The 17,628-nt window shown below is 67.9% G+C and carries 20 protein-coding genes, 2 tRNA genes and 1 other RNA gene; 13 read left to right on the forward strand and 10 right to left on the reverse strand.

Going from position 1 to position 17,628, the window contains the following annotated elements; all coding sequences use genetic code 11:
- Nucleotides 1-82 precede the first annotated feature (82 nt).
- Nucleotides 83-1,288 (reverse strand): lytic transglycosylase domain-containing protein, encoded by a 1,206-nt coding sequence (locus tag ACVOJ1_RS09360; RefSeq protein ID WP_111187163.1) that lies wholly within the window; start codon nt 1,286-1,288, stop codon nt 83-85.
- Nucleotides 1,285-2,049, reverse strand: a complete 765-nt coding sequence (gene gloB / locus ACVOJ1_RS09365; RefSeq protein ID WP_053519052.1) for a hydroxyacylglutathione hydrolase — start codon at nt 2,047-2,049, stop codon at nt 1,285-1,287. The genes ACVOJ1_RS09360 and gloB overlap by 4 nt, the downstream gene beginning before the upstream one ends.
- Before the next feature lie 11 nt (nt 2,050-2,060).
- On the opposite strand from gloB, the gene ACVOJ1_RS09370 reads away from it, so the two are divergent.
- The 3 genes from ACVOJ1_RS09370 to dnaQ are packed head-to-tail and all read left to right on the forward strand — an operon-like array spanning nt 2,061 to nt 3,907.
- A complete protein-coding gene (locus ACVOJ1_RS09370; RefSeq protein WP_065175947.1) occupies nt 2,061-2,705 on the forward strand; it encodes a methyltransferase domain-containing protein in 645 nt (214 codons plus the stop codon).
- Nucleotides 2,706-2,718: 13 nt separating this feature from the next.
- On the forward strand, nt 2,719-3,171 hold the full coding sequence (rnhA, locus tag ACVOJ1_RS09375; RefSeq protein WP_053519056.1) for a ribonuclease HI: 453 nt from the start codon (nt 2,719-2,721) through the stop codon (nt 3,169-3,171).
- A gap of 4 nt (nt 3,172-3,175) precedes the next feature.
- Complete coding sequence (gene dnaQ, locus ACVOJ1_RS09380) at nt 3,176-3,907, forward strand: DNA polymerase III subunit epsilon (RefSeq protein ID WP_053519058.1); 732 nt, start codon at nt 3,176-3,178, stop codon at nt 3,905-3,907.
- 35 nt (nt 3,908-3,942) lie between these two features.
- On the opposite strand, the gene ACVOJ1_RS09385 is transcribed toward dnaQ, so the two are convergent.
- Nucleotides 3,943-4,647: a PP2C family protein-serine/threonine phosphatase gene (locus ACVOJ1_RS09385; RefSeq protein ID WP_053519060.1), complete on the reverse strand. Its 705-nt coding sequence runs from the start codon at nt 4,645-4,647 to the stop codon at nt 3,943-3,945.
- Nucleotides 4,648-4,809: 162 nt separating this feature from the next.
- On the opposite strand from ACVOJ1_RS09385, the gene ACVOJ1_RS09390 reads away from it, so the two are divergent.
- Together ACVOJ1_RS09390 and ACVOJ1_RS09395 are read left to right on the forward strand one after the other, a co-directional pair.
- Nucleotides 4,810-4,900, forward strand: a tRNA-Ser gene (locus ACVOJ1_RS09390).
- Between the two features lie 133 nt (nt 4,901-5,033).
- The gene (locus ACVOJ1_RS09395) at nt 5,034-5,438 is read left to right on the forward strand and encodes a DUF6165 family protein (RefSeq protein WP_053519062.1); all 405 of its coding nucleotides are present in this window, start codon (nt 5,034-5,036) and stop codon (nt 5,436-5,438) included.
- 46 nt (nt 5,439-5,484) lie between these two features.
- Here ACVOJ1_RS09395 and ACVOJ1_RS09400 read toward each other — a convergent pair whose 3' ends face one another.
- A complete protein-coding gene (locus ACVOJ1_RS09400; RefSeq protein WP_111187162.1) occupies nt 5,485-6,531 on the reverse strand; it encodes a glycosyltransferase family 9 protein in 1,047 nt (348 codons plus the stop codon).
- A 20-nt stretch (nt 6,532-6,551) separates the two neighbouring features.
- Between ACVOJ1_RS09400 and ACVOJ1_RS09405 the strand changes: the two genes are divergently transcribed.
- Genes ACVOJ1_RS09405 through ACVOJ1_RS09415 form a run of 3 tightly spaced genes read left to right on the forward strand, consistent with a single transcriptional unit; the run spans nt 6,552 to nt 8,454 of the window.
- Nucleotides 6,552-7,301, forward strand: a complete 750-nt coding sequence (locus ACVOJ1_RS09405; RefSeq protein ID WP_053519066.1) for a 3-deoxy-D-manno-octulosonic acid kinase — start codon at nt 6,552-6,554, stop codon at nt 7,299-7,301.
- Nucleotides 7,301-8,068 carry an MBL fold metallo-hydrolase gene (locus ACVOJ1_RS09410; protein WP_111187161.1) on the forward strand — a complete coding sequence of 256 codons (768 nt, stop codon included), beginning with the start codon at nt 7,301-7,303 and terminating at the stop codon, nt 8,066-8,068. The genes ACVOJ1_RS09405 and ACVOJ1_RS09410 overlap by 1 nt, the downstream gene beginning before the upstream one ends.
- Nucleotides 8,065-8,454, forward strand: a complete 390-nt coding sequence (locus tag ACVOJ1_RS09415) for a nuclear transport factor 2 family protein (RefSeq protein ID WP_053519070.1) — start codon at nt 8,065-8,067, stop codon at nt 8,452-8,454. Before ACVOJ1_RS09410 ends, ACVOJ1_RS09415 begins: the two co-directional genes overlap by 4 nt.
- A gap of 75 nt (nt 8,455-8,529) precedes the next feature.
- Here the strand turns inward: ACVOJ1_RS09415 and ffs are convergent.
- An RNA gene (gene ffs / locus ACVOJ1_RS09420) (signal recognition particle sRNA small type) lies at nt 8,530-8,626 on the reverse strand.
- 300 nt (nt 8,627-8,926) lie between these two features.
- On the opposite strand from ffs, the gene ACVOJ1_RS09425 reads away from it, so the two are divergent.
- Nucleotides 8,927-9,244, forward strand: coding sequence for a DMT family transporter (locus ACVOJ1_RS09425; RefSeq protein WP_053519073.1), 318 nt, complete (start codon nt 8,927-8,929; stop codon nt 9,242-9,244).
- A 270-nt stretch (nt 9,245-9,514) separates the two neighbouring features.
- Here the strand turns inward: ACVOJ1_RS09425 and ACVOJ1_RS09430 are convergent.
- Nucleotides 9,515-9,607 (reverse strand) — tRNA-Ser (locus tag ACVOJ1_RS09430).
- Nucleotides 9,608-9,739: 132 nt separating this feature from the next.
- On the opposite strand from ACVOJ1_RS09430, the gene dnaX reads away from it, so the two are divergent.
- The 4 genes from dnaX to ACVOJ1_RS09450 all read left to right on the forward strand — a co-directional run bounded on the left by dnaX (nt 9,740) and on the right by ACVOJ1_RS09450 (nt 13,166).
- Nucleotides 9,740-11,755, forward strand: coding sequence for a DNA polymerase III subunit gamma/tau (dnaX, locus tag ACVOJ1_RS09435; RefSeq protein ID WP_111187160.1), 2,016 nt, complete (start codon nt 9,740-9,742; stop codon nt 11,753-11,755).
- Nucleotides 11,756-11,761: 6 nt separating this feature from the next.
- On the forward strand, nt 11,762-12,082 hold the full coding sequence (locus ACVOJ1_RS09440; protein ID WP_010483846.1) for a YbaB/EbfC family nucleoid-associated protein: 321 nt from the start codon (nt 11,762-11,764) through the stop codon (nt 12,080-12,082).
- A 60-nt stretch (nt 12,083-12,142) separates the two neighbouring features.
- Complete coding sequence (recR, locus tag ACVOJ1_RS09445; protein ID WP_053519077.1) at nt 12,143-12,742, forward strand: recombination mediator RecR; 600 nt, start codon at nt 12,143-12,145, stop codon at nt 12,740-12,742.
- Between the two features lie 64 nt (nt 12,743-12,806).
- A complete protein-coding gene (locus ACVOJ1_RS09450; RefSeq protein WP_053519079.1) occupies nt 12,807-13,166 on the forward strand; it encodes a histidine triad nucleotide-binding protein in 360 nt (119 codons plus the stop codon).
- A 78-nt stretch (nt 13,167-13,244) separates the two neighbouring features.
- Here the strand turns inward: ACVOJ1_RS09450 and ACVOJ1_RS09455 are convergent, their stop codons facing one another.
- The 4 genes from ACVOJ1_RS09455 to ACVOJ1_RS09470 are packed head-to-tail and all read right to left on the reverse strand — an operon-like array spanning nt 13,245 to nt 17,608.
- Nucleotides 13,245-13,769: a Slp family lipoprotein gene (locus ACVOJ1_RS09455; RefSeq protein ID WP_065175952.1), complete on the reverse strand. Its 525-nt coding sequence runs from the start codon at nt 13,767-13,769 to the stop codon at nt 13,245-13,247.
- Complete coding sequence (locus ACVOJ1_RS09460) at nt 13,766-15,715, reverse strand: transglutaminase TgpA family protein (protein WP_346480352.1); 1,950 nt, start codon at nt 15,713-15,715, stop codon at nt 13,766-13,768. The genes ACVOJ1_RS09455 and ACVOJ1_RS09460 overlap by 4 nt, the downstream gene beginning before the upstream one ends.
- Entirely contained in the window at nt 15,708-16,652 is a 945-nt protein-coding gene (locus ACVOJ1_RS09465) for a DUF58 domain-containing protein (protein WP_053519085.1), read from the reverse strand. The genes ACVOJ1_RS09460 and ACVOJ1_RS09465 overlap by 8 nt, the downstream gene beginning before the upstream one ends.
- Before the next feature lie 2 nt (nt 16,653-16,654).
- The gene (locus ACVOJ1_RS09470) at nt 16,655-17,608 is read right to left on the reverse strand and encodes an AAA family ATPase (protein ID WP_065175954.1); all 954 of its coding nucleotides are present in this window, start codon (nt 17,606-17,608) and stop codon (nt 16,655-16,657) included.
- Between the last annotated feature and the right edge of the window lie 20 nt (nt 17,609-17,628).

The following is a 17,628-nucleotide window of genomic DNA, read 5'->3' on the forward strand; positions in this document are numbered from 1 at the left end:
CGGAAAGGCCCGGCATTGCCGGGCCTTTTTCGTGGGCGGGTGCCCGGTAGCAGGAGGATCGCGCGGTGCTGCTGTGCGCCGGTCAGTCTTCCAGGCGAAGCACCGCGCCCGGCTTGAGCACGCTGCTGCCACTCAGGCCATTCATCGACAGCAGCGCCTTGACCGGCATGCCGTAGCGACGGGCAATGGTCCAGGCCGACTCGCCGTTGCGCACCGTATGCCGACGGCTGCGCGGACGGTCGACGGCGGCGGCGACGGTGCGGGCAACCTGCGGCGCTGGCGAGGCAGCGGGGGCAGAGGTGGGCGAAACCGAGGCCGCCAGCGCCGTCGTGCTGTCCACCACGTCGGCGGTCGCCGCTGCGACAGGGGCCAGCACCCGGGTGGTGCCCGTGGGGCGGCCACCGGCGGCCAGGGCGGGATTCAGGCGGGCGATGCGTGCCGGGTCCAGTGAGCGCTGGGCGGCCCACTGCTGGACGCTGGTGCCGGCCGGCAGGGCATGATCCTTCAGCACCGGCACGGTGCGGTCCAGCGAGGCCATGACGCCCGGCTGTTCTTCCACGTCTTCCAGCACGCAGGCCAGGGCGTGAAGCTTCTCGACGTAGGCATAGGTGACCGGCGACAGTCCGGGCAGGGCTGAGGGCGTGGCGTTCTGCGCATTCATGCCTGCCTTGCGCAGCGCCTGCAGCACGCGATATTCGCCAGCGTTGTAGGCCATGGTGGCCAGCCGCCAGTCGCCGCCGAACATGCCGTGCAGGGTTTTCAGGTAGCGCACCGCGGCCTGGGTCGAATCCACCGCCGACAGGCGGCCGTCGTAGCCGTTGGCCATCGGCACGCGATGGTTGCGGGCGGTGGTGGCGATGAACTGCCACAGCCCGGTCGGTCCGCTGCCATTGCGGGCATTGGGCCGGTAGCCGCTTTCCACGAAGGGAATCAATGCGAATTCGGTCGGCAGGTTGGCCTTGCGCAGTTCTTCGACCACATAGCCGAACAGGACCAGTGCATCGTCATCCTGGTTGGCCAGGCGCGAAGGGGCGTGCGCGAACTGCTTCTGCCAGCGCGGGCTGGTGGCCTCGGCGTCGCAGGTGGGTTCAGCCAGGCCATCGCGGAAGCTGGAGAAGATCTCCTGGCCATTGCGCACCGATGCAGGTGGCAGCGAAGAGGCGTCCAAGGGCAACGCAGCAGCGGCGGTGAGATTCTGGCCGATGCCAGCGCCCAGCGACTGCGCGCCTGCGGTTCCAGCCAGCCCCAGAGCGATGCCCAGGGCCAGCGGCAGACTTCGGCGCATCATGCGCGGAAGCCGTCTTTCCAATGCCGGAGACCGGCCATGACATCGACATCGTCAACGACGTCGCGCCCCAGGTGCGCCGACACCGCCGCGCGGATCGGCGCGGTGTGCACACGCAGGAACGGATTGCAGTCCAGTTCGTTGGCCAGGGTTACCGGCAGGGTGGAACGGTCATCGCGGCGCATGGCCAAAGCCTCCTCTTGGCGCTGCCGCAGGGCAGCGTTGGCGGGGTCGACATGCCGCGCGAAGACGGCATTTGACACGGTGTACTCATGGGCACAACAAAGCAGCAGTCGTGCAGGCAAGGTACCCAGCGTGCGCATCGATGCCAGCAGCTGGGACGGCGTACCTTCGAACAGGCGTCCACAGCCCAGGCTGAACAACGAATCTCCGCTGAAAAGATGTTCAGCAGTGTGAAACGCGATGTGGCTGCGGGTATGCCCGGGCACGGATAGTACGTGGAACGTCCGGCCCAGTGCCTGAACGCGTTCACCTTCGCCGACGCGTTCCGTGGCGGTGGTGATGCGTTCCTCCACCGGTGCGACCACCCGCGCGCCGGGAAAACGGGCACGCAGGGCCGGCACGCCACCGATGTGGTCGTCGTGATGGTGGGTCAGCAGGATGGTATCCACGCGCAGGCCCTGTTCGGCCAGCGCGAGCACCGGCGCGGCATCACCGGGATCGACGACGATGGCAGCGCCTTCATCATCGATCAGCACCCAGATGTAATTGTCCGCAAATGCGGGCAGGGCAGTCAGTCGCATAGAATTGGACCATGCCCGCGCTGCAGAGCACCCGTCAAGCGAGCCTGGCCCCGTGGTTCGACAGCGAGCCGGCGGCGGCCCTGCGCGTGCTGGAGCGGCAACTGCTGTTGCCACAGCTGTCGGTGCTGCCCGCACAGCCCTGGATGTGGATCGCGCCGAGCGCTGCCTGGCTGGAAGATGCGCAGCCGGGCGGGCGCGGCCTGCGCCTGTACCGCAGTGGCGGCCGCTATGCCGGTGATGCGTGCTGCGGTCTGCCGCTGCCGCTGGCCACCGAAAGCGTCAATGCCATCGTGCTGCAGCACGTGACGGCCGCTGATGCCGACCAGCTGCTTGACGAGTGCGAGCGGGTGCTGATGCCCGGCGGCCATCTGTGGTTGAGCAGCCTTAATCCGTTCAGTCCGTTCCGCACCCACTGGCGCCAGCATGGCCTGACGGTGCGTACGCCGCAGCGGATCCGCCAGCTGCTGGGTCGTCACGGGCTGGACTGCGACGACATGCGCTACCTGGGCCCGCTCTGGCAGGGCGCCGGCAGTCGTGGCCGCGGGGGTTGGGCCCCGCTGCGCGCGGCCTGCCTGTTCCATGCCGAAAAACGTACGTTGGCCCTGCCCGGGCCGACACCGCTGCCGGTGCGCTGGCATGGCACCGTTGCTACCTGATTCTGGAGCTGTATTGAAAACCATCGAAATCCATACCGACGGATCCTGCCTCGGCAATCCCGGTCCCGGCGGCTGGGCCGCGTTGCTGCGCTACAAGGACCACGAGCGTGAACTGAGCGGCGGCGAAGCGCATACCACCAACAACCGGATGGAACTGATGGCGGCCATTTCCGGCCTGGAGGCGCTGACCGAGCCCTGCAACATCGTGCTGTTCACCGACTCCCAGTATGTGCGGCAGGGCCTGACCCAATGGATGCCGGGCTGGATCCGCAAGAACTGGAAGACCGCCGGCGGTGATCCGGTGAAGAACCGCGAGCTGTGGGAGCGGCTGCATGCGGCGACGCTGCGGCACCAGATCGACTGGCGCTGGGTGAAGGGGCATTCCGGCGATCCGGACAATGAACGCGTCGATACGCTGGCGCGCAATGCCGCCATCCAGATCCGCGATGCCAGCCCGGTAAACTGAGCCCATGCGTCAGATCATTCTCGATACCGAAACCACCGGCCTGGAGTGGAAGAAGGGCAACCGCATCGTCGAAATCGGCTGCGTGGAGCTGTTCAAGCGTCGCCCCACCGGCAACAACTATCACCAGTACATCAAGCCGGACTGTGAGTTCGAACAGGGCGCGCAGGAGGTCACCGGCCTGACCCTGGACTTCCTGGCCGACAAGCCCGAGTTCGCGCAGATCGCCGATGAGTTCCTGGCGTTCATCGACGGCGCCGAGCTGATCATCCACAACGCGGCATTCGACCTGGGCTTCCTCGACAACGAGTTGTCCCTGCTGGGGCCGCAGTACGGGAAGATCACCGATCGCTGCACCGTGATCGACACCCTGGCGATGGCGCGCGAGCGTTTCCCGGGCCAGCGCAACTCGCTGGATGCGCTGTGCAAGCGGCTGGGCGTGGACAATTCGCACCGTGCACTGCACGGCGGCCTGCTCGATGCGCAGATCCTGGGCGATGTCTACATCGCGCTGACGTCAGGGCAGGAAGAGATCGGCTTCGGCCTGGGCGAGGACGAGGCCGGCGCGGGTGGCGCGGTGCTGCAGGCGTTCGATGCTGCCAAGCTGCTGCCGCGTCCGCGCGTGGTCGCCACCGCATCGGAACGTGAAGCGCACGCCGCGCGACTGGAACGCCTGCGCAAGAAGGCCGGTCATGCGCTGTGGGACGGCCCGAAGGTGGAAGAGCCCGCCAGCGCGTAGACCCTCGGCGCAGGGTGCGCGTGCGGTCCGCTGGCTCAGTGGCAGCGGACCAGGATCACGCTGATGTTGTCGCGGCCGCCGCCATCAAGCGCGGCGGCGACGAGCGTATCCACGCATTCCTGTGCGCTGGCGTCGTCGAAGGCCAGCGTGCGGGCGATGCCACGATCATCGACCTCCTCGGTCAGGCCATCGCTGCACAGCAGCAGCTGCATGCCGGGACGAAGTTCGCCACGGGTGGTGGCCACGTTCAGGTGCGCCGGATCGGTCACGCCCAGCGCCTGGGTGACCACATTGCGGTGCGGATGCGCGCGCGCCTGCTCCGCGGTCAGGTTGCCCTGCGTGACCAGTTCCTGCACCACGCTGTGATCCTGGCTGAGCTGGGCCAGCTGGCCGTCGCGCCACAGGTAGGCCCGGCTGTCACCGACCCAGGCCACTTCGTAGCGATTGCCCTGCACGCGCGCGGCGACCACGGTGGTGCCCATCGGCAGCGTATCGTTGCGTCGCCGCGAAGCGCGGATGATCTCTTCGTCGGCCGTGCGGATGGCCTGCTCCAGAGACGCGCCGCGGCGGATCTCGCGGACGATGGCTTCGCGCGCCAGCGCGCTGGCGACCTCGCCGCAGGCGTGCCCGCCCATGCCATCGGCCACCAGCCACACGCCCAGCTCGCTGTCACCGTAATAGGTGTCCTCGTTGAGCTCGCGGCGCAGGCCGGGATGGGTGAGATGTCCGAATTCGATCATGGTGTGCGGGGCGGGGTAGCGCGGGGGAGAGGGCATCATCACGGCGTGACCGGCATCCGGCAAGGCATGGCGGCAGGAAAATTGCGCCGCAGGGCCCCGGAGACTTGTCGGCAGCCTCACTTCCTCGTATGATGCGCGTCCCCGGTTCGCCGGGGACCACCCGGAGAGGTGGCAGAGTGGTTGAATGTACCTGACTCGAAATCAGGCAGGCGTTTATAGCGCCTCGGGGGTTCGAATCCCCCCCTCTCCGCCAGATGAAGAAGAAAGCCGCCCCCCGGGCGGCTTTTTTCGTTGTCCGGCTGGCCGCGCGCGTTGCGGGGCGGCAATGGATCTCCCCTCGGGGTGCTGCGGGTTAACATGTACGCATCACCTGCTGGAGCTCCCCCATGACTGCTGAAATCCTCGTTCCCGTGTCCTTTGGCGAACTGCTCGACAAGATTTCGATCCTGCAGATCAAGTCCGAGCGGATCAGCGACGAGGGCAAGCTGGCCAACGTGCGCAAGGAGCTGTCGGCGCTGGAGCAGACCTGGATGGCGCACCCGGCCGCGGTCAAGGACATCGCCAAGCTGCGCGGTGAACTCAAGGCCGTCAACGAGCAGTTGTGGGACATCGAGGACGACATCCGCCTGAAGGAGAAGGCGCAGGCGTTCGACCAGGGCTTCATCGACCTTGCACGCAGTGTGTATCTGCGCAATGACGAGCGCGCTCGCATCAAGAAGGCGATCAACCTGGCACTGGGCTCTGCCTACGTGGAAGAGAAGTCGTACCAGGATTACGCACAGCGCGGGTGAGATGGATCCGCCGGGCGTTGCCCGGCGCTACCGATGATCCATCGACTCAGGTGAGGTGGTCGGTCACGTAACGCTCGAAGGCGGCGATGCCGTCCTCGACCGTGATCAGTTCCATCACATCATCGAACTCGATCTTGGTGCCCCACTTGAGGTCGGCGGCCTGCTTGCCGAGATACTTGCGTGCGGCGTCGTCATAGCGGTCCACGCAATAGCGGCGATCCGAATACGGGCCGCTGCGGTGCGGGTTGCTGGCCGCGTGCAGGCCCAGCACCTTCGCTCCCATGGCATTGGCGATATGCATCGGTCCCGAATCGGGTGTCATCACCAGATTGGCGCGTGCCAGCAGCGCAGGCAGCTGCTTGAGCGTGTCCTTGCCGACCAGGTCCAGTGCCGGCGTGTGCAGCTGGGCCTGGATCGCGTCGGCCATGCTGCGTTCCAGTTCACTGCGCCCACCGCACAGCACCACCTGCCAGCCGCGCTGCGTGGCATGGTTGGCGACGGCCGCGTAGCGGTCGGCGTACCAGTTGCGGCGGACGTGGCTGGAGCAGGGCGAAATCATCAGTACCGGCCGGCCATCATCCTGCCACTGCGCCGCGGCCCACTCGAAGGCCGACTGCGGCACGGCCAGGTCCCAGCTCACGTCGGTCTGGTGCAGGCCCAGCGGCTCGCAGAAGCTGCCGATCGCATCCAGCACGTGGATGCCGGGGCGGTCCGGAATGCGTTCGTTGATGAACAACCCATGCAGGTCCTTCGAGCGGCTGCGGTCGTATCCGATGCGGCGTTCGGCCGGGATGAACGCCGACAGCAGGTTCGCGCGGAAGGCCACCTGCATCTGCAGCAGCGCCTCGAAGCGCCCCGGTGGCAGCTGCTTGCGCAGCTCCTTGACGCCGGCCATGCCGCTCTTCTTGTCGTAGGCATGGAAGGTCACGCCCGGCAGACCCTCGAGCAGCTTCTGCCCGGCCTTGTCGATGATCCAGTGGATCGGCGTGTCCGGGCGTGCGGCCTGCAGCGTACGCACCAGGGGCACCACGTGGGTGACATCGCCAAGTGCGGACAGGCGCAGAAGGCACAAGGATGAGGACGCTGATGCCATGTGTTGTTAGACTCAAAGAAATGGTCGCATTCGACGCCAATGAAGCGCTGACGCCATGCCGCGAGGGTCGCGGCATCGGGGCCATTCTGTTCGACCGCGAGCGCCTGCGGCAAGCCGACATCGGCCTGTTCTCTCCCCAGCACTGGGGCAGCCGGGCCCGGCCGGTGGGCGAAGGGGGACGTGGCAGCGCCTGGTTCGTCGACGCGCCGTTCGGCCCCAGCGTGCTGCGCCATTACCTGCGCGGTGGCCTGGTGGCCAGGATCAGCCACGACCAGTACCTGTGGCGGGGCGCCGACCGGACCCGCAGTTTTGCCGAGTTCCGGCTGATGCGGGCCCTGCGCGCGCTGAAGCTGCCGGTTCCCCGGCCGGTGGCGGCTTTCTACATGCGGCAGGGCATGCGCTACCGGGCGGCGATCCTGATGGAACGGATCGAAGGGGTGCGTTCGCTGGCCGACCGCGCGCTGGTTGCCGGACGTGGCGCGCCGTGGGAAGAGACCGGTCGGCTGATCGCCCGCTTCCACCGTGCCGGCCTGGACCATGCCGACCTCAACGCGCACAACATCCTGTTCGACAGCAACGGCCATGGCTGGCTGATCGACTTCGATCGTGGCGTCATCCGCATTCCGGCCACCGCCTGGCGGGAGCGCAACCTCAAGCGCCTGCTGCGCTCGTTGATCAAGCTGCGCGGCGAGCGCAGCGTAGAGGACGTGCAGAAGGACTACGCGCGGCTGCGCCGCGCCTATGACATGGCCTGGAACCGGGGCACCTGATGGACTGGTCGTTGCGTTTCCTCGGCGTCGGCAATGCGTCGGCGGTCGAGTTGGGATCACCGATGTCGGTGATCGAGCGCGAAGGTCGGCCGTGGTTGACGATCGACTGTGGCGGGGAAGGCCTGACCGCCTTCAGGGCGCACTACGGCCACATGCCGCAGGCGCTGTTCATCACGCATGTCCACCTGGACCATGTGGCCGGTTTCGAGCGGCTGTTCGTGGATACCTACTTCAACGCGCAGCGGCGTGGGAAGGTGCGCCTGTATGTGCCGGCCACCGTGGTGCCGCTGCTGCACAGGCGCATCGGCGATTACCCCAATGTGCTGGCCGAGGGCGGTGCCAATTTCTGGGATGCGTTCCAGTTGGTCGTGGTCGGCGACGCGTTCTGGCATGAAGGCGTGCGCCTGGAAGTATTCCCGGCACGCCACCACTGGCCGGAGACCGCCTATGGGCTGCGCCTGCAGGGCGCGCTGACCTGGAGCGGTGATACCCGGCCGATCCCGGAGATGCTGGCGCGGTACGCCAGTGACAACGAGCTGATCGCCCACGACTGCGGCCTGCACGGCAATCCATCGCATACCGGGGTCGATGATCTGGAGCGCGAGTACAGCGCTGAGCTGCAGGCGCGGATGATGCTGTACCACTACGCCAGCGTGGCCGATGGTGCTGCGCTGGCCGCGCGCGGACACCGCGTGGCACAGCCGGGCCAGTGCGTGCCGCTGGCGATCCCGACCGCGCCGCACGTGCTGGCGCAGGATCCGCCGTGAATACCTCTGGCCAGCCTGCCGACGCGGCGCTGGCGGCCGAGCTGGAACATCTGGAACGCGCGCTGCACACCCCGCAGGTGCGCGGTGATCGCGCGCGGCTGTCGGAACTGCTGGATGAGGATTTCAGCGAGATCGGCAGCTCCGGCCAGTGCTATGGCCGTGCGGCTGCGCTGGCGGAGATTCCGCTGGAGCGGGCGCAGGTGCAGATCGAATCGGAGCAGTACGCGGTCTCGTTGCTGGCACCAGACCTGGCCCAGGTGCGTTATCGCAGCCGCTACCACCTGGATGGCCAGCCGCAACGCTGGGTGCTGCGCAGTTCGTTGTGGCGCAGGCATGGGCAGGGATGGCGGGTGGTATTCCATCAAGGGACGCCCGAAGCACGGTAGCGCCGGGCCACGCCCGGCGAGGGGGCCAACCAGGGTTGACCTCTACCAGAGCGCGGCACTGCCAGAAAGGCGATGGCCCCGCCGGCTGACCTCGGCGCCCGCGTCGATCGATACCGTTGCTGCCTTCCGGCCCTGGCGGGGTTTTCGACCTAGCGTCGCGAGGGGCCGACGGGGCCACCATAGAGACGTTGGCCGCCCGGAGGCGGCCTGTTCACGGATCAGGGGAAGCAGCGCAGGGTGCGCCGGAGACCACAGCCGGACTGCACATCGGCTGGCCGATGGCAGGCGCGCATTCTAGCGCAGGCATGCGTATCGACGCCAGCGCCATGCGCTGAATCTGCTGTAACCCGCGGCGCGTATTCGCGGCCGGGCGGCGCGGGCGTTGCTAGAATCCCGGGCCAGGAGGAACGACCTCCCCCACATCGGGAATCAATGACCAGGACGGCCTGGCCCTGCCAAGAGGAGGGCCGTCATGGCCTGGATCTATCTGTTGTTCGCTGGCCTGCTGGAAATCGTCTGGGCCGTGTCGATGAAGCAATCGGAAGGCTTCACCAGGCTCACTCCCACCCTGGTCACTCTCGCCGGCATGATCGCCAGTTTCTGGCTGCTGGCCGTGGCCATGCGCAGCCTGCCGCTGGGAACGGCTTACACGATCTGGACAGGCATCGGCGCGGTCGGTGCCTTCGTGGTCGGCATCGTGTTCCTGGGTGAACAGGTCAGCCCGATGCGGATCGGCGCGGCGGTACTGATCGTGTCGGGGCTGGTGCTGATGAAGCTGTCCAGCAGTTGAGGTTGGGCGGAGTTTGCTGGACAACCGACTCTGGCTGCCAGACAAATAAAAAAGCCGCCCGTTGGGCGGCTTTTTTATTCATCTGGCGGAGAGAGGGGGATTGTCGGGTGCATCCCTGCACCCGATCCCTGCGCGCTGCGCTTCGGGACCCGCCTTCGGCGGTCCGGATCTGCTCCTGCAGATCCGTCGAACCCCGGCGAGGCTTCTCACCCCGATGCTCTCCACCAGACAAATAAAAAAGCCGCCCGATGGGCGGCTTTTTCATTCATCTGGCGGAGAGAGGGGGATTCGAACCCCCGAAGCGCGGTTTAGACGCTTACACACTTTCCAGGCGTGCTCCTTCAACCACTCGGACACCTCTCCGGATCCCTGCCATCGGCAAACGCCTCAGCAGGGGCGCAGATTCTAGCGGGCGGCGCGGCAGGACACAAGCACCCATTCAGGGCGCGTCGCAGGCGGAGGGGGATGGACAGGCGTGGCACAATGGAGCATCCGATGGAAGACGGTGGCCTGATGTCCTATCTCGTCCTTGCCCGCAAGTGGCGTCCGAAGCGTTTTGCCGAGCTGGTGGGCCAGGAACACGTGGTCCGTGCGCTCAGCAATGCGCTGGACAGTGGCCGGGTCCACCACGCGTTCCTGTTCACCGGTACCCGCGGTGTGGGCAAGACCACCATCGCGCGCATCTTCGCCAAGTCGCTGAACTGCGAGCAGGGCACCAGTGCCGATCCGTGCGGCCAGTGCCCGGCCTGCCTGGACATCGATGCCGGTCGCTACATCGACCTGCTGGAGATCGACGCCGCGTCCAACACCGGCGTGGATGACGTCCGTGAGGTGATCGAGAACGCGCAGTACATGCCCTCGCGCGGCAAGTACAAGGTCTACCTGATCGACGAAGTGCACATGCTCTCGAAGGCGGCGTTCAACGCGCTGCTGAAGACGCTGGAAGAGCCGCCGGAGCACGTCAAGTTCCTGCTGGCCACCACCGATCCGCAGAAGCTGCCGGTCACCGTGCTCAGCCGCTGCCTGCAGTTCAACCTCAAGCGCCTGGATGAGGACCAGATCCAGGGCCAGATGACCCGCATCCTGGCGGCCGAGGAAATCGAAGCCGACGGCAGTGCCATCGTGCAGCTGGCCAAGGCCGCCGACGGCAGTTTGCGCGACGGTCTGTCGCTGCTGGACCAGGCCATCGCCTACGCCGGTGGTGCGCTGCGCGACGATGTGGTGCGCACCATGCTGGGGACCGTCGATCGCACCCAGGTGGCAGCGATGCTCGATGCCCTAGCCGAAGGTGACGGGTCGCGCCTGTTGCAGGTGGTGGCGGCACTGGCGGAATTCTCGCCCGACTGGAGTGGCGTGCTGGAGGCCTTGGCCGAAGGCCTGCATCGCATCCAGGTGCAGCAGCTGGTACCGGGTGTTGCCGCCGCGGCTGAAGGCCTGGACGCGGCAGCGTTCGCCGGGCGGCTGCGTCCGGAGGTGGTGCAGCTCTGGTATCAGATGGCCCTGAACGGCCGTCGCGACCTGTCGCTGGCGCCGAGCCCGCGCGCGGGCTTTGAAATGGCCGTGCTGCGCATGCTGGCGTTCCGCCCGGCAGCGTCGGTGCCGCCGGTGCCGCGTTCGGTGGATGCCGCCGGCGGTGCCGCCGGGGGGGCGATGCCCGGTGGTGGGGCGGGTGCTGGCAGCCAGGAAACGGCCCCGGTGGCCGCCGCTGCCGCGATCCCGGCCCGCGTGCCTGCGCAGGCCGCCCCACGCGAACCCGACCCGAAGCCAGAGCCGGCGCCCGAACCCGAACCTGATCCGGCGCCTGAGCCGAAGCCGGTTCCGGTCGAAGAACCGGTGTCGCCGCCGCCGGTCAAGGCCGACGGCATCCCGGTGCCGGTGGCCGTCGACGATCTTCCGCCGTGGGCCACGGACGAGGCCGAGGCCCGCGACCAGACACTGGCTGCGGATGTCGCCACGCCGGACGCGGCCATGGTCGCGCCCTGGCATGAGCCGTCGCCTCCGGTCGCTGCATCAGCCGCGCCCGAGCGTCCGTTCCGTTCCGAGGGCATCGTCATCGCTCCACCTGCGCCCGTCGCGTCGGCGGAGACGGGCGCGCGGGCTGACATCGGCGAGCTGGCGACAGCGGAAGACTGGCTGGACCTGGTCGCCAACAGCGGCCTGAGCGGGCCTTCACGGCAGCTTGCGGCCAATGCCGCCTTCATCTCCTGCCGGCAGGGGACCTTGAAACTGGGGCTTTCGCCCGGATTTGAGTACCTGCGCTCGGAACGCGCGCTGGCCGCTCTTGGCGAAATGCTGGAAAAGGCCTTGGGGCACGCGCTGAAGATCGTGGTCGAGACCGTGGAAACCGAACACGTTCCGGCCGAGACCCTGCACCAGCGCGCCGATCGCCAGCGCGGCGAGCGGCAACAGGTGGCAGAGGCTGTTTTCATGGACGATCCGGAAGTGCAGGTGCTGATCCAGCAACACGGCGCCCGGGTCGTTTCCGATTCCATCCGTTCTTTTGACGAGTAAGACACTATGCGCGGCAACATCGCCCAACTGATGCAGCAGGCCCAGAAGATGCAGGAGAACCTGCAGAAGGCCCAGGAAGAAATCGCCAGGATCGAAGTGACCGGCAGTGCCGGCGGTGGCATGGTCAGCGTGACGCTGACCGGTGCCAAGGAGTGCCGCAAGGTGCGCATCGACCCGTCGCTGGCCAGTGACCCGGAGATGCTGGAAGACCTGATCGCCGCGGCGTTCAACGATGCCTCCAACAAGATCGATGCCGAATCGAAGTCGAAGATGGGCTCGGCTACCGCCGGCATGCAGCTTCCGCCGGGCATGAAGCTGCCGTTCTGATCGTCGGCGCGGTGCCCGCGTTGCCGGGTGCCGCGCACACCCATAAAGCCAGAAGCTGCCGTGTCCGCACCCCTGCTTGAACAATTGATCGATGCGCTGCGGGTGCTGCCTGGCGTGGGCCAGAAGACCGCGCAGCGCATGGCCTACCACCTGCTGGAACGCGAACGCGACGGCGGCCAGCGCCTGGCCGAGGTGTTGGCGCTGGCCGTAGAGCGCATCGGCCACTGCGCGCAGTGCCGCGATTTCAGTGAAACCGAACTGTGCCCGACCTGCGCCAACGGCAGCCGCGAGCGCAGCCAGCTGTGCGTGGTGGAATCGCCCGCCGACCGCCTTGCCATCGAGAATGCCACCGGCTTCCGGGGTGTCTACTTCGTGCTGCAGGGGCGTCTGTCGCCGCTCGACGGCATCGGTCCGCGCGACCTGGGCCTGGAGCAGCTGGAGCAGCGCCTTGGCGAAGGCGAAGTGCAGGAGCTGATCATCGCCACCAGTGCCACCGTCGAGGGAGAGGCCACCGCGCATTATCTGGCGCAGCTGGCGCGGGCCCGCCAGGTCCGGCCGAGCCGGTTGGCGCAGGGGCTGCCGCTGGGGGGCGAACTGGAATACGTGGATCGCGGCACGCTGTCGCACGCGTTCGGCACCCGCAGCGAATTCCGCGATTGACGGCCTGGCCCTTTGAAGGGCGGGGGTTGCCTACAATGCAGGCGACATTTCACCGAGGCCGACCATGAGCAACGAAACCCTTTTCAGCAGGATCATCCGTCGCGAGATTCCGGCCACCATCGTCTATGAAGACGAGGACGTGCTGGGCTTCAAGGACATCGCGCCGCAGGCGCCGGTGCACGTGCTGTTCATTCCGAAGAATGAAATCATTCCGACCCTGGACGACCTGCAGCCTTCGCAGGCGCACCTGATCGGCAAGCTGGCCCTGGCGGCGGCCGACTATGCGCGCCGCGAGGGCTTTGCCGAGCAGGGCTACCGCATCGTGATGAACTGCCGTGAGGATGCGGGGCAGACCGTGTTCCACATCCACATGCATCTGCTGGCCGGCGCGCCGCTGGGCCATTTCGGCGCGCCCGGGAAGTAAGCGCCCGCCGGCGCGATGGCGTGCAAGCAGAAGGCCGCCCGGTGGGCGGCCTTCTGCGTCATGCGTACCGGAGGGGGGTTACCACCAGCCCCAGCGGCCGTAGCCCCAGTACGGGCCATACGGGCCCGGGCCCCAGGGGCCATAGGGGTAGGGCACGACGTCGACCTGGCGCTGCTCCGGCCACAGGTAGATCACATCGGCCGACAGCTTCGGCAGGCGATAGTCGTACTCGCCGATGCGGGTGTTCTGGTAACCATCGATCTTGCCGATGAAGGTCACGTCACGGCCGGGCTCAAACACCGCCGGATCGTAGAAGCCGGAGCGGCAGGCGATGAAGCGGCCGTCGCTGGCATCGGACGAGGTGGTGTTCGGCCGGCCGGAGGCGTTGAGCGGGCGCGAGATCATCTGGAAGCAGGTCTCGCCCTGGCCGGGCTTGGTTTCGATGATGCGGCCACCCCAGCGCACGGGCGTGCCGACCTGCTGGGTAGCGACCGAGTCGCGCGGGGAGACCAGGCTGAACTGTCCCTGCAGCGGCTTTGGGGCCGTGGCGCAGGCCGACAGGGCCAGCGTGGCCACAGCGGTGAGAAGGAACTTGGTGTTCATGGGGAGGCTCCGGAAGTCGGGCGATGCCTGCGCAGGTCCCGCAATAATGAAGCGAGGTCGGTGCAAGTTCCAGCGTAGCGCGCGTCGGCGAAACGCTGGCTGAGTGCCAGCAGGGCCGGATCGGGCCGGCACGCATCGACGCGACGGGCCCAGAGCAGTGCCGGCTCGTGCGGTTCGCGGGCCAGGCCGAGCCGGGCGTAGCGCCGGCCCAGGCGGTGCCAGGCGCGCAGCAGCGGGTCGCGTTCGCGCTCGCCCCGGGCCAGCAGCCATGCCATCCACAGCACGGCTGCCAACGCGGCCATCACGAAGCCTGACAGCAACTGTCCCGGCTTGATGTCGTCCAGGCCCAGGGGCTTGAACAGCTGCTGCTGGCGGCGCGCATCGAAGGACAGCACCAGGTCGTTCCAGCCACGGCGCAGCCAGTCGCCCATCTGACCCAGCTGCAGCCAGCGCTGCTGCAGCGGATTGCCGGCGTCTGCCAGCAGGCGATCGTCGAGGGTGTCCAGGATGCGTTCGGGGGCGACGGCGGCCGTGGGATCGACCCGCACCCAGCCCCGTTGCGGCAGCCAGACCTCGGCCCAGGCGTGGGCATCCATCCGCCGCACGACCCAGTAGTCGCCCACCCGGTTGCGCGTGCCGCCGGCGAAGCCGGTCACCACGCGGGCCGGAATGCCTGCGTTGCGCATCAGCACCACGAAGGCCGAGCTGAAGTGCTCGCAGAAGCCTGCCTTGTAGCCGAACAGGAATTCATCGATGGGGTCGCGGCCGGCCACGGGCGTGTCCAGCGTGTAGGAGAAATCGGTGGTGATCCACTGCAGGGCGCGACGTACCACGGCCTCATCGTTGCTGCCCGCCTCCTGCCGCCACTGCCGGGCGAGGGTGGCGGTGCGTGGATTGAAGCCGGCCGGCAACTGCAGCGCTGCGCGTCGCAGGTAGGGGGGGAGCGCGCTGTCGAAGTGCTGCGGCGGCGCCGAGTGCAGGCGCCACCGGCTCAGCGCCGACAGCGTGCGGTCGCTGAGCAGGCTCATGTCCGCATCCAGCGTGCTGCCTTCCGGCGCACGGGTCGGCAGATCCAGTGCCACCAGCTGGCGGCGGTCGGTCGGCTCGTAGTCGATCTGGTAGTCCCAGCCGCGCGCACCGGCATCGACGATCGCGGGTGGGCGCTGCGTGCGGGCACGGTCACGGGTCCAGCGTCGGCCATCGAAGTCGGTCAACACCGGTCCTCGCCAGTAGCGCTGGTCCGGATCGGGTACGGCGCCGAAGAACTGCACCCGCAGCGCAGGTGTGTCGTCGGCCATCAGGTCCAGCCACTGCCCCGGCTCCATGCTGTCGGACAGGCCCGGCGTGCTGACCGCGCGTTCGGGTACGCCCCACAGCGGCGTGGACAGACGCGGAAACAGCCAGAACGACGCCAGCGCCAGTGGCAGGCCCAGCGCCAGCAGCCGGCCGACGCCCTTCAGCTGGCCGCGCAACGGCAAGGCGTCGGCGTGGCCCTCGCCCTGTGCCAGGCGCTGCAGGGCCAGCAGTGCACAAAGGCCGGCCAGCGCCGCCAGCAGCGTGGTCAGCGGGCCCTGGTCCAGCAGGAAGGCGGCGAATGGCGAGAACAGCGCAAAGCCCAGCAGGCTGCGTGCATCGCGCAGGCTGCGCAGCTCGCTGGACTTGATTGCAAGCATCGCGGCGAGCAGTGCGCAGCCGGTATCGCGTCCGGGGCGGACCAGGCCCATCTGCCAGGCGATGGCGGCCAGCATGCCCAGCACGAGCAGCAGGCGCACCGGCATCGGCAACACGCGTCGCCACGACAGCGCGGCCGTCAGCAGCGCAGCCAGCGCGATCACCGTGGCCAGCATCGGCGGCAACTGCAGCAGCAACGGCAGCAGCGCAAGCGCAGCGCTGGCCAGGGTCCAGGTGCGGGCGTTGCGGTCGAGCGTGGGCGCGGCGTCAGTCATGCGGCATCAGCGCCAACGCGCGCAGGCAGAGATGGTGATGGCTGGCGCCCTGTCCCGGCCCCAGTGGCGGATGCGAGGGCAGCAGCAGGGTGTAGCGGCGACCTCCGCGTTCGGCCATGTCGATCCAGCGCGCCAGGCGTGCGATGCGCGCTTCGGTCGGCAGTGGCGCCAGCGTGTGCCAGTCCAGCACGACCTCGATGCCGACCGGCTTTTCGTACTCACGGACCAGCAGGCTGTCGCGGCGCGCGGAGTGCTTCCAGGCAATGCTGCGTGGCGCGTCTCCGGCGCGGTAGGGGCGCAGCTGGTGCAGCTCTTCGCCGCTGGCGTGGGCGCGGGTGTGCAATGGATCGTTGCCGCGCTCCGGCAGCGCGGGGGCCAACGCTTCGGCCAGGGGATACACCAGCAATGGCTGTTCCGGCCACACCCACGACCACGCACGGACCAGGCCCAACGGTTGCGTGGTGGACAGGCGGATGCGCGACAGCTCCCGCCAGCCGCGACGTTCGCTGGGGACGTCCAGCTCCACTTCGCCGCGCCCCTGTGCCGGCAGCGAGGTCCAGGCCTGGCTGTCGCCCAGTTGCAGGTGCAGCCCCTGTCGTGGCCGCGGATCACGCAGCGACAGGTCCACGCGCAGCCGCAGCGGCTGGCCGGCAGGCACCGGCTCGGCGGAGATCGCATCGATCTGCACGCCCGACAACTGCAGGTGCGCGGCAATGGCGCTGGCGATTGCCGCCGCCGCCAGCAGCAACGCCAGCAGCAACGCGGGGTTGTTGTTGTAGTTCAGCGCACCCAGCAGCATCGCTGACAGCAGCGTGGCGACGAACAGGCCGAAGCGTGTAGGCAGCACGTAGATGCGGTGGCGGTTCAACCGCTGCGGCAGTGCTTCCGGCGCACGCGGGCGTGCCAGCAGCTGCAGCCGCGCCCAGCGCGAGGCCACGCTCAGTCCACCGTGACGGTCTGCAGGATCGCGCGTGCCAGCGCAGGCCCGGAGCTGGACTCGGCTTCGGCCACCAGTCGATGCCCCGCCACCGCCACGAACAGCGTCTGCACGTCTTCGGGAATGACATGGCTGCGGCCGAGCAGCAGCGCATGCGCCCGGGCTGCACGCAGCAGCGCCAGTCCGGCACGAGGCGACAGCCCTACGCGCACGCCTGCATGCTGGCGGCTGCGGGTCAGCAGGGCCTGCACGTAGTCGACCAGCGCGTCGCTGGCGTGGACCTGGCCTACGGCCTCACGCAATGCCCGCACCTGCACTTCGTCCAGTTTCGGCATCGCACGTGCGATCAGGTCGCGGCGATCGGTGCCGCGCAGCAGCTCGCGCTCGGCCTGCGGGCTGGGATAGCCCATCGCCAGCCGCAGCAGGAAACGGTCCAGCTGCGAGTCGGGCAAGGGGAACGTGCCCGACAGGTCCACCGGATTCTGGGTGGCGATCACGAAGAAGGGGTCCGGCAGCGCATGCGTCTGTCCATCCAGTGTCACCTGCTGTTCGGCCATGGCCTCCAGCAGCGCGCTCTGCGTGCGTGGTGGCGCGCGGTTGATTTCATCGGCCAGCAGCACATGGGTGAACACCGGGCCGGGATGGAACTGGAACTGGCGACTGCCTGCCTCATACACCGATACGCCAAGCACATCGGCCGGCAACAGGTCCGAGGTGAACTGCACGCGCTGGAAGCCCAGGCCCAGACTGCTGGCCAGCGCGTGGGCCAGCGTGGTCTTGCCGAGGCCGGGCAGGTCCTCGATCAGCAGATGTCCACCGGACAGCAGAGCGACGAAGGCGAGCCGCACTTCCGGAACCTTGCCCAGCACCAGCGCGTTGACCTGATCCTGGGCCTCCCGCAGGGACTGGCGCAGTTGATCGGTTAGCATGCTGGGACTGGGGGACGAAGCTGGCATGATCGTCTCTGATCTGGAAT

Source organism: Stenotrophomonas sp. STEN225 (assembly GCF_056756445.1).